General features: G+C 67.3%; 14 protein-coding genes. 8 read left to right on the plus strand and 6 right to left on the minus strand.

The features are described 5' to 3' along the window. The first annotated feature begins 174 nt into the window (after positions 1-174). The 3 genes from VB777_RS08680 to VB777_RS08690 all read left to right on the plus strand — a co-directional run bounded on the left by VB777_RS08680 (position 175) and on the right by VB777_RS08690 (position 1,946). The gene (locus tag VB777_RS08680) at positions 175-642 is read left to right on the plus strand and encodes a Tic20 family protein (protein ID WP_323248378.1); all 468 of its coding nucleotides are present in this window, start codon (positions 175-177) and stop codon (positions 640-642) included. Between the two features lie 113 nt (positions 643-755). Then, positions 756-1,115 carry a 30S ribosomal protein S6 gene (gene rpsF, locus VB777_RS08685; protein ID WP_197157793.1) on the plus strand — a complete coding sequence of 120 codons (360 nt, stop codon included), beginning with the start codon at positions 756-758 and terminating at the stop codon, positions 1,113-1,115. A 144-nt stretch (positions 1,116-1,259) separates the two neighbouring features. Beyond that, a complete protein-coding gene (locus VB777_RS08690; RefSeq protein ID WP_323248381.1) occupies positions 1,260-1,946 on the plus strand; it encodes a hypothetical protein in 687 nt (228 codons plus the stop codon). Here the strand turns inward: VB777_RS08690 and VB777_RS08695 are convergent. Beyond that, positions 1,885-3,096, minus strand: a complete 1,212-nt coding sequence (locus tag VB777_RS08695) for an argininosuccinate synthase (RefSeq protein WP_323248383.1) — start codon at positions 3,094-3,096, stop codon at positions 1,885-1,887. The genes VB777_RS08690 and VB777_RS08695 overlap by 62 nt on opposite strands. An 18-nt stretch (positions 3,097-3,114) precedes the next feature. Further along, positions 3,115-3,351, minus strand: a complete 237-nt coding sequence (locus VB777_RS08700) for a hypothetical protein (protein WP_323248385.1) — start codon at positions 3,349-3,351, stop codon at positions 3,115-3,117. Positions 3,352-3,652: 301 nt separating this feature from the next. Here VB777_RS08700 and VB777_RS08705 point away from each other — a divergent pair, with 301 nt between their 5' ends. The 3 genes from VB777_RS08705 (at position 3,653) to VB777_RS08715 (ending at position 5,415) form a co-directional block, all read left to right on the plus strand. Then, positions 3,653-3,937: a DUF3134 family protein gene (locus tag VB777_RS08705; protein WP_197157799.1), complete on the plus strand. Its 285-nt coding sequence runs from the start codon at positions 3,653-3,655 to the stop codon at positions 3,935-3,937. An 81-nt stretch (positions 3,938-4,018) separates the two neighbouring features. Further along, the gene (gene mraY, locus VB777_RS08710; protein WP_197157801.1) at positions 4,019-5,122 is read left to right on the plus strand and encodes a phospho-N-acetylmuramoyl-pentapeptide-transferase; all 1,104 of its coding nucleotides are present in this window, start codon (positions 4,019-4,021) and stop codon (positions 5,120-5,122) included. 44 nt (positions 5,123-5,166) lie between these two features. Next, positions 5,167-5,415 (plus strand): hypothetical protein, encoded by a 249-nt coding sequence (locus VB777_RS08715; RefSeq protein WP_197157802.1) that lies wholly within the window; start codon positions 5,167-5,169, stop codon positions 5,413-5,415. Positions 5,416-5,431: 16 nt separating this feature from the next. Here VB777_RS08715 and VB777_RS08720 read toward each other — a convergent pair whose 3' ends face one another. Next, on the minus strand, positions 5,432-5,599 hold the full coding sequence (locus VB777_RS08720) for a cytochrome B6 (protein WP_322757921.1): 168 nt from the start codon (positions 5,597-5,599) through the stop codon (positions 5,432-5,434). Between the two features lie 59 nt (positions 5,600-5,658). On the opposite strand from VB777_RS08720, the gene purT reads away from it, so the two are divergent. Together purT and VB777_RS08730 are read left to right on the plus strand one after the other, a co-directional pair. Next, complete coding sequence (gene purT / locus VB777_RS08725; RefSeq protein WP_323248424.1) at positions 5,659-6,921, plus strand: formate-dependent phosphoribosylglycinamide formyltransferase; 1,263 nt, start codon at positions 5,659-5,661, stop codon at positions 6,919-6,921. Positions 6,922-7,032: 111 nt separating this feature from the next. Beyond that, positions 7,033-8,142, plus strand: coding sequence for an LCP family protein (locus tag VB777_RS08730; RefSeq protein WP_323248390.1), 1,110 nt, complete (start codon positions 7,033-7,035; stop codon positions 8,140-8,142). Positions 8,143-8,189: 47 nt separating this feature from the next. On the opposite strand, the gene VB777_RS08735 is transcribed toward VB777_RS08730, so the two are convergent. From VB777_RS08735 to VB777_RS08745, 3 genes are all read right to left on the minus strand, one after another. Further along, on the minus strand, positions 8,190-9,455 hold the full coding sequence (locus tag VB777_RS08735) for a DUF389 domain-containing protein (protein ID WP_323248391.1): 1,266 nt from the start codon (positions 9,453-9,455) through the stop codon (positions 8,190-8,192). Positions 9,456-9,462: 7 nt separating this feature from the next. Beyond that, on the minus strand, positions 9,463-11,724 hold the full coding sequence (locus VB777_RS08740) for an HAD family hydrolase (protein WP_323248393.1): 2,262 nt from the start codon (positions 11,722-11,724) through the stop codon (positions 9,463-9,465). 352 nt (positions 11,725-12,076) lie between these two features. Further along, positions 12,077-13,615 (minus strand): alpha/beta hydrolase family protein, encoded by a 1,539-nt coding sequence (locus VB777_RS08745; protein ID WP_323248395.1) that lies wholly within the window; start codon positions 13,613-13,615, stop codon positions 12,077-12,079. Between the last annotated feature and the right edge of the window lie 86 nt (positions 13,616-13,701).

Raw genomic sequence — 13,701 nt, forward strand, 5'->3', positions numbered from 1 at the left:
TGGCCGGGATCCGCTCCTCGATCGAGACGTAGGAGAACAAGGAGCCGCTGCGCTCCTGCTGACCTCGCATCAAACCTGGGGCAGTTGGCCCATTCTCGCAGAGGTGGCGGGGTTTTTCAGCAAACTCCTAAACTTTGTTCAACTTATTCCGGGTCAACCGGCAGCACCCTGGCGATGCAGGCACCCCCGATCTGGCAACGGCTGCTGGCCGCAGTGATCTATGCGCTGCCCTGGGCCGATGCCGTTCCCTTCGGACGCGCTCTGTTTGGCCTGTTCCCAGCCTTGCAGTGGCTCACCTTGCCGGCGCTTCCTCTGGCGCTGTTGCAGAACCAGATCCCCTTCGGCGGCTTTCTCCTGTTCCTGGTGCTGTTCCTGGCGGTGGTCCGCAATCCACAGGTGCCTTACCTGATCCGCTTCAACGCGTTGCAGGCGATCCTGATCGACATCGTGCTGATCCTGATTTCGCTGGCTTTCAACGTGTTGCTGGCACCTCTCGGCGGCGGCTTCGCCCTGCGCACCCTCAGCAACACCATCTTCCTTGGCACGCTGGTTCTGGTGCTGTTCGCCGTGATCCAGTGCCTGCGGGGCAAGGAAGCCGACATCCCCAGCCTCTCCGAGGCGGTGCGGATGCAGCTCCACTGAGTCGGCGCCCAGGACCAGAGAGGGTGCGCTGATAGGATGGTCAATCCGTCGCTGAAGGTCCTGCCAAGGTCCCTTCAGCCCATGCCCGACGCGGCGATTCCCGACAGGCGACCATGACGCAGCCTTATTACGAAACCATGTACATCCTCCGTCCGGACATTCCGGAAGAGGAAGTGGAAACCCATGTGACCAAATACCGCGACCTCGTGACCGAGGCCGGTGGCGAGGTGCTCGACTGCCAGATGCGCGGCAAGCGCCGTCTGGCCTATTCGATCGCCAAGAACCGCGAAGGCATCTACGTCCAGCTCAATCACAACGGTGACGGACAGCAGGTCGCCCCCCTGGAGCGTGCGATGCGCCTCTCGGAAGATGTGATCCGCTATCTCACCGTCAAGCAGGATGGTCCCATGCCCGCGCCCCGGAGCACGACCGGTGCCGCTGGCGAGCCTCAGGAACAACCCGCCGGCGCCTGAAGCCTGCCTGTCTCCCGACAGATCCGCGATGAACTTCAGCCCCGGCTCTGGCCGGGGCTTTTCCATGGGCTGGCGGCGACAGGGCCACAGCTCCACCGTTCGCCATGTCTTGTAATGGTCCCAGGAGGCCAGTAAGGTCGCGCCATGGAGCCGGATCGTTCCCACCCTCCGCATCTGCCGCCCGATCCGCCACAGGCTGGTGGGCCTCTCTCGACCTGGCAGCAGACGGTCAGCCCGCAGCAGATGCAGCAGCAGGCCTGGCAGCAGCAGATGCTGGAGCGGGAACTGGCCAGCACCCGCGCGGAGCTCGAGGCGATGCAGGAGCTTCTGCAGGAACTGCCGGAGATCTTCGAGCGAAAATTTCAACAACGGCTCCAGCCCCTGCTCGCCCACCAGCAGCGGCTCCTCAGCGAAAACGAAGGGCTGCGCTCCCAGATGCGTCTGCTGCAGCCAGCTGAGTCCGTGGTGACTGGCGATCCCGCCAACGCAACACCCTCAACCCCTCCCACGCCTCTCCCTGGACCGACAGCAGCCAATCCCGCAGAGCTGCCCCCACGGCCACCCCTGCAGTGGACACCATTTCAGGCGCGGGTGGGCTCTGGCCGACCCACAGCGTCTTCCTCATCGGATGCCGGGAAAGGGCCGGGGACAACGAGTGCCGCTGAGACAGCAGAGCCCGCACCGCTACTGCCCCAGCTGCCGCAACGGCCCCGCATCCCCCAGGCGGTCCGCCACGCCTTCAGTCTGAGCCGGCGGAACCGCAAGACGGTCAGCCGCCGGAGCGATGGCGGCCTGCCCACAAACGGGTCGGAAGACCCCAGACGTAAATGAAGCCCTCTGCGGCTCTGTGGTCGAACTGGTCTTCGGAGCCGTAGGTGGCCATATCCGGCACGTAGAGGCTGTCGTTGCTGCTGCTGCGGCCCACCACCGTGGCGTTGCCTTTGTGCAACCGCAGCCGCACCAACCCATTGACACTGGACTGGGTGCGATCGAAGAAGCCGTCGAGGGCATCTTTGAGCGGGCCGAACCAGAGGCCCTGGTACACCAGATCGGCCCACTGCATTTCGAGCTGACGCTTGGTGCGCAGCACATCGGCGGCCAGGGTGAGGCTCTCGAGTTCCTGGTGGGCCCGGATCAGCAGCAGCAGGCCGGGGGTCTCGTAGATCTCACGGCTCTTGATACCCACCACCCGATTCTCGATCATGTCCAGTCGGCCGAAACCGTGGCGACCAGCGAGGGCATTGGCCTGGCGGATCAGGCTGACCGGATCGAGGTGGACGCCATCGATGGCCACGGGATTGCCCTGCTCAAAGGCAATCTCCACCAGTTGCGGTTCGTCTGGAGCCACCGCCACCGAGCAGGTCATGGCGTAGATCTCCTCGGGAGGCTCCACCATCGGATCCTCCAGCGGACCGGCCTCGATCGAGCGGCCGAGCAGGTTGAGATCGATCGAATAGGGAGATCCCTTGCTCACGGGTGAGGGGATGCCGCAACGCTCGCCATAGGCGATGGTCTCTTCGCGGCTCATGCCCCACTCCCGGGCCGGGGTGAGCACCTTCAGATCAGGAGCCAGGGCACCGATGGCCACATCGAAGCGCACCTGGTCGTTGCCCTTGCCGGTGCAGCCATGGGCCACGGCATCCGCTCCCACCTCCCGAGCGATCTCCACCAGGCGACGGGCGATCAGGGGGCGGGCCAGGGCGGTGGAGAGGGGATAGCGACCCTCGTACAGGGCATTGGCCCGGATCGCCGGGAAGGCGAACTCGGTGATGAAGGGCTCGATCAGGTCGCCCACGATCGACTGGCTGGCTCCGGAATTGAGGGCCTTCTGGCGAATGGGCTCCAGTTCATCGCCCTGGCCGAGATCCGCGGCGAAGGTGATCACCTCCTCCACGCCCCACTCGTTCATCAGGTAGGGGATGCAGACGCTGGTGTCGACGCCGCCGGAATACGCCAGCACCGCCTTCTTGGCCCGACCCATCAACCCGTCTCCATGGACTTAGTCGCCCGATTCTCCCCCCTCACCGACCGGGGCCCCGTGCGGGGGGAGACGCCAATGCGCGGCGATCCACAGCGCCAGCCCCAGGGACGGGCTGAACAACAGCACGCCGATCAGCCAGGCACGCGGCACCAGCGCGGCGCTCCAGTGCTGGCCGGCCGCGACCAGCAGGGCGCTGAGGGCCAGGGCCAGGGTCCAGAGGCGCAGCACCGAGGCGAGCTTGCTGCTGAGGGCCATGGGGGCAACGAGGGGGGCGAACGCCGGGAGAATGGCCAGAACCAGGATGCCGCTTCTGCGCCAGAACAGCTGCACAGGAACGACTGAAGAAGAGTCGCTCCACCGAAAACTGCTTCAACGACGCCACTGGAGCAGAACCCGGGCACCGCGGAGCCTGTGGACCTGAAACCAGTCCGGCCGAACGGCTGGGCTGCAAAGCCGGGGGGTTGATCCAAAGGGTTGATCCAAGGGGTTGATCGGGACGATTGATCAGCTGGCAGCTAAGGTGTCTGATTGGCCATTGAAGAGTCCGCGCGACGGCATGAGTGATCTCGCCTCCACCTCCGGCACCCTGACGGGATCGCTGGACAGCATCAACCCCTCGCTGACCCGCTACCGCCGCGTGGACCCGGCTCCGGTGCTGCCCTTGCGGGATGAGCCCGATCTGCTCAGCTGGCTGGAGACCACCGGCCGGCTCGTGGCCGACGAGGAAACCGCCAGCACGGAAGTGAGCACGGTGGAGGAGGAGGAACTCTCCGCCCTGATGGGCGAGAAGGAGGACTACAACGCGGCCGACGACCAGAACGACGAGGCCTGGGAGGACTGAAGCTCCGGGCCGCTCCGGCAAGCAGCCAGTGCTGCGGGAACCAGCGCTGCGGGAAACTGAGCGCCCTCTCCCGCCGTGTCCGTGACAGCCGCCAGTCCTGCCGATCGCTCCAGGCCGCGCACCGCCAGAACGGCAGCAGCCGTGCTCAGCCTGGTGCTGCTGGGCGCCTGCCTGCTCAGCGACGCCCTGGTGGCCAACTCGATGCTCAGTCTGCCCCTGGTGGTGGCCCTGGCGATCAGCGCTCTGACCACCGCCTGGGGTGTGCCTCGATTGCGCCGGCTCAAGCTCGGCCAGGTGATCCGCGAGGAAGGGCCGCAGGGTCATCTCAGCAAGGCCGGCACCCCCACCATGGGGGGCCTGCTGGTGGTGCCGGTGGGGGTCCTGGTGGGAGGCCTGGTGAGCCCTGAGGACCCCAGGCTGCTGGCGATAGCCGCCATCACCCTGGCCTACATGGCGATCGGCGCCGTCGACGACTGGCGCAGCCTCACCAAACTGACCAACACCGGCCTCAGCCCCCGCGGCAAACTGATGCTGCAGGCCGGCGCGGCCCTGCTGTTCCTGCTCTGGGCCGCCCAGGGCCAGTGGCTCGGCGGCGCCGACGGCGGTGACATCGCCCTGCCCTTCGGCTGGATTCTGCCCCTGGGGCTGCTGATCTGGCCCCTGGGCCTGTTCGTGTTCCTGGCGGAGAGCAACGCCACCAACCTCACCGATGGTCTCGATGGGCTGGCGGCGGGCTGCGGCGCGGTGGTCTTCACCGGCATGGGCCTGCAACTGATGCTGCGAGGTCACGAAGGGGATCCGGCCCTGGCGGCCTTCTGCGTGGCGATGGCCGGTTGCTGGCTCGGCTTCCTGGCCCACAATCGCCATCCGGCCCGGCTGTTCATGGGGGACACGGGCTCCCTGGCCATGGGCGCCGCGCTCACGGCCGTGGCCCTGCTGAGCAACAGTCTCTGGCCGCTGCTGCTGATGGGAGGTGTGTTCCTGGCGGAATCACTGTCGGTGATCCTGCAGGTCTGGGTGTTCAAGGCCACCAAGGGTGCCGATGGCCAGGGCCGCCGCCTGTTTCGCATGGCACCGCTGCATCACCACTTCGAGCTGGGCGGCATCAGCGAACAACGGGTGGTGTTCAGCTTCTGGGGCGCAAGCTTGCTACTTGTGCTGATGGGCCTGGTGCTCCTGCCCTGAGCCCTCCATCCCTGAGCCCACCGTCACCCTCAACCGCACCCGTCATGGCCTATTTCACCTGGAAGGAACAAGGGCTCACCGGCGATTGCGCCAGCCTGGAGGCGATGGCAGCCCGTTTCGAAGAAGCGGCGGCCCTGATGCGCCGCATGGCAACCGAGGGCTTCCGGCTGGAACGCGACAGCACAGGCCAGCGGATCACCCATCCCGATCCGGCCGTGTTCGAGTCCTATGGCTTCATCAGTGAGGAGAAGCCGGAGCGGCAGCTCACGCTCATGTCCGGCCTGGAGAGCTGAAGCGCTGCAGAAGGCCTCAGCCGCGGCGCAGGTAGCCCACCACCCAGACCACCACAAAGGCCAGCGACGACAGGCCGAGGTAGACCAGTGCCCCCTGCTGCAAGGTGACGATGTCCCAGCCGAACAGCAATCCACCGGCCGCATCGCCGGCGGTGCTGAAGGCCAGGGGGAGATCGGCGCGCATGGGGGAGAGTCCGCCGGAAGCGAATGCGGGCCCCTCTCTAGCAGCGCCACCCCAGACTCCTGCGACAGGCTGGACCGGCGGAGGCGAGGATCAAGGCCCACCAACCCAGCTCCCAAGGATCCCCCTCGATGCCCGATCCCCGCAGTGCCCCCTTCCCCCGCACCCTGATGCTGCTGGGCAGCGGTGAGCTGGGCAAGGAAGTGGCGATCGCAGCCCAGCGCCTGGGCTGCCGGGTGATCGCGGTGGATCGCTACCCGAACGCACCGGCCATGCAGGTGGCGGATCAGGCGGAGGTGGTGGCCATGGGCGACGCCGCGGCCTTGACGGCCGTCGTGCGGCGCCACCAACCCGATCTGGTGATTCCGGAGATCGAGGCGCTGGCTGTGGATGCCCTGGCCGCCCTCGAGGCCGAGGGCATCACCGTGATCCCCACGGCGCGGGCCACGGCCGTGACCATGAACCGCGACCGCATCCGCGACCTGGCCGCCGCTGAACTGGGCCTGCGCACAGCCCGTTTCGCCTACGCCGCCAGCGCCGAGGAGCTGGCGGCGGCCGCGGCTCCCCTGGGCTGGCCGGTGGTGGTCAAACCGGTGATGAGTTCCTCCGGCAAGGGGCAGAGCGTGGTGCAGGGTCCCGAGGGCATCGGCGCCGCCTGGGAGGCCGCCCTGGCAGGGGCGCGCGGGGCGGGAACCCGGGTGATCGTGGAGGAGTTCCTGCGGTTTGATCTGGAGATCACCCTGCTCACGGTGAAGCAGTGGCAGGGTCCAACCCTGTTCTGCCCGCCGATCGGCCATCTTCAGGAGCGGGGCGACTACCAGTGCAGCTGGCAGCCGGCGGCACTGGGACGCGAGCAGCTGGCAGCCGCCCAGGCCATGGCCAGGGCCGTGACCGACAACCTTGGCGGTGCTGGCCTGTTTGGCGTGGAATTCTTCCTCTGTGGCGAACCCGGTCGTGAGGAGGTGGTGTTCTCGGAACTCTCGCCACGCCCCCATGACACCGGGCTGGTGACCCTGGTGGGCCAGAACCTGAGCGAATTCGCCCTGCATCTGCGGGCGGTTCTGGGCCTGCCAATCCCGGAGATCCGCTCGCTCGGCCCCGCCGCCAGCCGGGTGATCCTGGCGCCGGGCAAGGCCAGCACGGTGCGCTACGACGGCGTCGCCGCAGCTCTGGCCGAGCCGGACACCGAGGTTCTGCTGTTCGGCAAGCCCGAGGCCCACCCGCAGCGACGCATGGGCGTGGCTCTGGCTCGGGGCGCAGATCTGACCGAAGCACGGCGGCGCGCCGATGCCGCAGCAGCCTGCGTGCGGGTGGGCGCCATCTGATCTGGGGACGGATTCCGGGCATGACAACGGACAGGAACCGCTCGGCAAAGCGCCTCAGGCCACTGGCCGGAAGCGAGCATCGCCCGTAAGGTGCGCCGATCAGGACCCACCATGAGCCAGGCCCAACCCACACCCCGTTCCAATCGGGAGGCCGCGGCCAGGGGCGCTGCCGCCATCACAGACCTCACCCGCCGGCGGCGCCAGCAACGCGCCAGCAAAGCGCTGGGTCCACCGGTCGATGGCAACCAGGCACGACCCGGCAAGGCGAGAGTGGCCGAAGTCCAGACCGGCGAGGCGTCTGGTCGGCGCCGCCCACCCTTGCTGGCCTTCGGATTGGGTGCCGTTCTCGGCTATGCCCTGGCCGGTCCACTGCCCCACTGGATCACACCGGTGGTGGCAGGGCTGAAACAAGGATCGAGCAGTGTCACCAGCCTGATCAATCCTCTCGCCCAACAACGCCGGATCCTGGTGCTCGGGACCGATGCGGTGAGCGGCAGCACCGATGTGATGCTCACGGTCCAGGTCAAGGACGGCACCACCGAGCTCACCCAGGTGCCCCGCGACACCTACATCGAAACACCCGACTTCGGCGTCCAGAAGGCCAACGCCCTCTACGCCCTTGGCGGCCCTGAGGCGGTCAAGCGGGAACTGACCCAGCTGCTGGACGCGCCCGTGGACCACTACCTCAAGGTGAACCTGCGCGCCGTGCAGCGGCTGGCGGACGCCCTCGACGGCGTGGAGCTGGATGTGCCCAAGCGCATGTACTACGTGGACAACAGCCAGGGCCTTTACATCGACCTCTACCCCGGCGTGCAGGTTCTCAAAGGCGAGAACCTGGAGGGATTCCTCCGCTTCCGTCACGACGAACTCGGCGACATCGGCCGCCTCGAGCGCCAGAAGCTGGTGCTCTCAGCCGTGTTCCGCAAGCTGGTGCAACCCGGCACGGTGACCCGCCTGCCGGAGCTGCTCCGCATCGCCGGAGACGACATCCGCACGGACCTATCTCCGGTGGATCTCGCCCGGCTGATGGGGTCGATGGCCACCACGAGGCTGAAGACCGAGCAACTGCCCGGCCACCTGTATTGGTACAACGATCTCAGCTACTGGATGCCCGAGACTGGAGCAGGCCAAGGCGGCCAGGATGGGGCTGCTGCGGACGGCACCAGCGAGGGGGTTCGCGCCGCTGCCGAATTCCAGCCTTCAGGAGAGAGCCGCTACTGAGCAGCCGAGCGACCCTGAACAGCCAGAAGACAGCGGAGGGGACGGGTTCAGGGCTCCTGGTTCTTCGGCACGGATTCTGCTGAAGCACCATCGGACGAGCCGCCCACCTCGGACCCCACCGACGCTTCGGACGTGGGCGAGCTTTGTCGTTCTGACTCGTCCGGTACCGGAGGCGGTGCCGGCGGGGGCGGAATCCGCGGAATCGGAGCGTCGCCTTCCCGCAGGGGCGGCGGCGGAATCTCCGATCCGATCGGCAGTTTTTGCGAGGGGTTGGGCTTGGCCTCGGGACCTACCACCACAATGGCGGACTTCTGCACCACCAGCCGGTAGCGGATGGGTTGCTGGCTGTTGATGAACTTCTGCACCGCTGCCACTTGAGCCGGCGTCGGAAGCGTCGGATCGGTCACCCGCACATAGGCGCGGATCAGGGGAGGGTTCTGGGCCCAGTCGATGTTCACACCCACCAGCTGGGCATCGCGGCCGAGGGTGATCGTGCGATTGCGCAGGCTCTGCGCAATCGCTTGCTCCACCTGGCGCAGACTCGCCCCCTGGCGGGCCTGGCGCAACAGCCCGACCAGACTGCCGGTGAGGGGCACCAGCAGCAAGGCCGTCAGGCCCAGGCTGGTGAGGCCCAGCCGACTGCGCAGCAGCACCAGGCGGAAGCTGGGTTCAACCACAGCGAGGGCCACCAGCGCACCGCTGAGGATGCCCAGCAGGTTGGTCACAAACAGCAGACCGGCGCCGAGGGCGCTTTTGAAATCACCACTGGCCAGCACCAGGCCCATGCTGCAAACGGGCGGCACCAGCGCCACCGCGATCGCCAGGCCAGCCAGAGAGGAGACCGCATCACGGCGCAACTTGGCATAGATGGCCAGGGCACCGGCCACCAGGGCGATGGCCAGATCGAGCAGGTTGGGGTTGGTGCGGCTGAGTACTTCGCTGCCGTAGGTGGCGAAACCAAGCAGGCGCCCGATCCCCACAGACAGGATCACCGTGGTCGTCACCCCCAGCATCAAGGTGATCAAGGCCCGCAGCACCAGGTTGAAGCGGCCCCGCAGAATGCCGTAGGCAATCGCCTGCAGCGGCAGGATCCAGGGCGCCACCACCATGGCGCCGATCACCACGGCGGCGCTGTTGGAAAGCAGACCGAAGGTGGCGATCAGGCTCGCGCCCACCGAGAGCACGAGGAAAACCTGGCTGAGGCGTGCGTCAGCCTCAAACTCCCGGCGCAGTCGCTTCAGGAAGGGGTTGTCTGGGGCATCACCCCGTGACCATGCCGACGGGGCTTTGCGATCATCAAGATCTGGTGGCACGCCAGGCTCAGCGGCGCAGGAATCGATCGTGATCTAAACCATCCAGCAGGCCCCAGGCCTGGGGCTTTGAGGAGAAGTACACACGGCGGTGCCCCCTCAGGGATTCGAGCGAGGGATCATGGTCTTCAGGCACCACGCCGAGGGGCAGGCCCTGCAGCAGTTCCCCGTCGCCCTGCTGGCTGGCCCCCACCAGAATGCTGCTGAGCGGCAGCTTCCAGCGCAGCGCCACGTAGCGGATCGCTTCCGCCTTGGAAGCCGTGAGCGGCAGCACATCCAGGAACCAGTGCTGAAACACATGGGGCCTGGCCTGCAGGGCATGGTTGCGCAGGGCCTGCCGCACCAGCGGCAGGATGCCCTGGTCAGGCTCCTGCAGGACATAGCTCACCTTGTAAGGCCCCTGCTCGCTCTCGTCCTGCAGGCAGAGGCGCGGCTCGAGCTCAGCCATGGCCGCAACCACCTCCTGGCGCTGCCAGCTGCGGCCGATCTGCTGCTGCCAGAGCGGGTCCAGCACCAGGTCGGCGATCTCAAGGCCAGGTGCGGCCCACTCGCCGGCAGGCTCGACATCGCCCAGGCCCGGATCGCACCAGCCCAGCTCGGGACCAGACAGATCGCGGAAACGGATGTCAGTACCGGCCTGAGTGATCGTGACGCGAGGTGCCGGCAGATGCAGCTCGGCAAAGCGCTGGCAGGCCGCCTTGAAGGAACGGCCGCTGAACACACCCACCGACAGGCGAGGGTCAGCCTCCAGCCGACGGCGCAGCTCCACAAGGCTGGCGTCATCGGGCGAAGCCAGCAATACATCGAGATCGAAGAGCAGCAGGCGCTGGGACGGAGCCAAGCGTCTGGGGGGAACCACCATGGGACCGGATGTTCCCGGCACACTGGCATCGGAGCTGACGGCAGCAGCGGGGTGTCGCACCACTTCGGCATGGCGAGCGGCAGCGGCAGCGGCCTCACCCAGGTAGCTGCAGACATGGGCATTCCAGCTGAAGTGGCGGCTGACCGCTTCGATGCCGTTCTCCGACCAGCGACGCCAGAGCAGGGGACTCGCCAGGCTTGCCTCCAGCGCCTGCTGCAGGGCATCGAGATCGGAGACGTCCACCAGCAGACCGCTGTCGGTGCGGCTGAGGATGTCGCGGGGGCCGCCATCATCGGTGGCCACGATCGGCAGGCCACAGGCCGCCGCCTCCAGCAGGGTGAGACCGAAGGGCTCGGTGAGCGCAGGATTGACGAAGACGCCGCCCAGCTGGGCCGCCCAGCGGTAGAAGGCCGGAATCTGGTCGCGTCGGTGTTGCTTCGGATAGGCCACCTGGCCATAGAGATCGAAGCGGTCCACCTGCTCGAACACCTGCTGGAACACCTCGCGCTGCTGTTTCTCCAGCTCACGGGGGTCGTCGCGGCAGCCGAGCACCAGCACCAGATTGTGGTTCTTGCGTAGGTGCTCGGAGCGGCCGAACACCTCCACCAGGGCCGGGATGTTCTTGCGGTGATCGGCACGGCAGATGGCCAGCACCGGAGGCTTGGCCGGATTGCGCAGGAACGGCTGAACCAGTTGATCGATCGCCGTTTCAACCTCACCACTCAAGGGCGGGCGGAACTGGCGGGCGTCCACACCGGGAGGGATGACACGGGCCTGCTCCAGCCGGAAGCGGCCATAGCGGGCGTACTGCTGCTCCCGTTCCTGGCTGGTGCTGGTGACCACCATCGACGCATGGGCCAGGACCAGCTCCTCGGCATCGATGCGACGGGCCATGGCGTAGGTCTGATCGATCTGGCGAGGATCAAGACCGGAGAGCATCAGCCGGCGACGCTTCTCACGTCCGAGCGAATGGCCCGTGAACACCAACGGGATGCCAAGCCGGCGCCTCAGCAAGGCCCCCACATACCCGGCATCGGCGTAATGGGCGTGGATCCAGTCCGGCAGGCGTGGCTGAGCCACCAGAACCTCCGTGAGGGCGTCAGCCAGCTCGTCGAGGTGGGGCCAGAGCAGTTCCTTGCGCAGATAGCGCGGCGGACCGAAGGGAAGGCGACGGATGGCGGCATCAGGCCCGATCGGCTCCAACGGCCGGGCGTAATCGGACGAAACGCGGCGGTCGCGGATCAGCCGGGTGACTACCTCGACCCGCTCCACCTCGGGCCGTGCCGCCATTGCCCGGGCCAGTTCCAGCACGTAGGTGGTCTGGCCACCGGTATCGGGATCACGACCCAGCTCCAGGTCATGACCTCGAAACAGACCGTGCAGATGCAGGTGGAGGATGTTGAAACCCATGGCGGCCCCGAAGTGGTGGACGAACGGGTGAGCAGTGGTCGATGACCACGGCGTCAGGGGTGGTCAATGACCACGGCGTCAGCCGTGACAAGAGGGTGGAAGTGATTGAGTACGTAAGGGATCCATAGCCAACTTTTCGGAATCACGCTGCAGGGAAAACCGGCCAAGCGCAGGCGCAGCATGGCTGCGTCGGGCACAGATCCCGCACGAGTACGGCATCAGGCCGCCCGGCCACGCAAGGGCCCCGGCCCAGCCCTGTCAGCGTTCACAGACAAAGAATGGGCTCCGCCGCACCGAGGACACCCAGCCGAGGCTGCCCACCGCAGGTGGAGTGTGGTCTGCGCTGCGACGCTCAGCGCTGCAACGGAAGCACGCTGGTGGTGGCATCCACCAACGGCTTGTCAGCATCCCCCCAGCCGTCGGCTGGAAGCAGGGGCGGAGCACCGGGAGCCGGCCGCAGGTTGGGACCGGCGGCATAGGCCCCGTTCACCCAGCCCAGCAACAGACCCCGGAGTGGGCCGCCATCGCCAGTCGCTGGTCCACGCAGGTTGAAATGGTCGCCGCCACCGGCCACCACCAACTGATGCCCGGCCGGGCGCGAGCGACTGAAGGGAGCGATCGCCTCGGGGCCGGCAGGCACAACCCAGTCACGGCTTCCGGTCACCAGCAGGGTCCGGGCCGACATGCCGGCGGAGCTTCCCTGATCAAACAGCAGAAAAAGGGGCGGACTCACCGCCGCCACGGCGATCACCCGTGGATCAGCCACGTTGGAGCGATCGGCGCTGCTGAGGAAGCTGCACTGGAGCACCCAGCTCATGTTGCGGTCGGGATCGTTGCGGTTGCGGCTCGGATCCTTGCTGTCGTTGCAGCTCTGATGCAACCGACTGCTGCTGGGCTTCAGCCCGGCCAGCTGCAGAGCGGTGGTGGCGCCCCAGGAGTGACCGATCACCACAGCGTTCTGAGTATCGGCTCCGGTGAAGCCATCGAGAATGGCCTTCACATCGAGGGGGCGCAGCCGCAGCTCCTCCGGGCTGGGGGGCTTCGCCTCTCCTGAGAGCATGGCCCGCTGCTGGTCGCGGTCGCTGCCCGGGTGGAGAGGCAGCACCACGGTGTAGCCGTGGCTGGCCAGGTGGCGCGCCCAGCCCTCGAAGCTCTCGGGAGCATCCCAGAGGCCGTGGGAGATCACCACCAGCTGGCCATTGCCCCCCTGGGAGGGCTTGAACAGCACCACGTTCAGGGGTTCAGGGCGATAGGACACCGGCAGGGTGAAGCTGCTGCGCACCGGGGTGAAGGCACCAGGCGCGGAGAGGGCTGGATCCTGGGTTGCGGGCGGGAGGTCGCGCACCAGCTCCACGGCGGGGGCCTGCTGCTTCTGCAGCCGACGGGCTGCCGACAGAGCCTTCCCCAGGTCCACAGTCACGGAGTCGCCGGGCAAGGCACGCAGCAGGGACAGCAGGGTGAGCTGCCCGCCGGAGGCCGCCTGCCGCACAGCCTCTGCCAGCTGGTCCCCGCCGATGTCGGCGCCCGCAGGCAGCCCCTCCACCTGGCCCAGGGCGGACACGGCGAGCAGCGCCTGGGTGAGCAGGGGCGTGCCGCTGGCCTGATCCACCACAGCCTCCACCTGCAAGGGCAGGGGGCGATTGAACACCTCCAGCAACTGCCGCCCCACGGCACCATTGGTGGCGCGATCAAGCTCAGCCAGATCGCTGCTGCCGCTCAGAAGTCTGGCCGGTTGCTCCAGCTCGCTGAGTTTGACGCTGAAGCTGGTCTCCATCAAGGGCAACTGCAGCACCACCGTTTCCAGGGAGCGGGCGGGAGCCGCAGCAGTGGCCAGGGCCAGCCCGGCCGCCAGCCAGCCGATGCGACGAAGCCGGACACGGGAAACGCGCATCGGAGGGGAGGAGGTCGGGAGGGAAAGGCCTGCAGGGAATTGTGATCCATCCGACCCCGGCAACAGCAACCGGCGCCACAGGCTGC

Origin of the sequence: Synechococcus sp. CCY9202 (assembly GCF_034931685.1) — a bacterium.
GTDB lineage: Bacteria > Cyanobacteriota > Cyanobacteriia > PCC-6307 > Cyanobiaceae > CBW1002.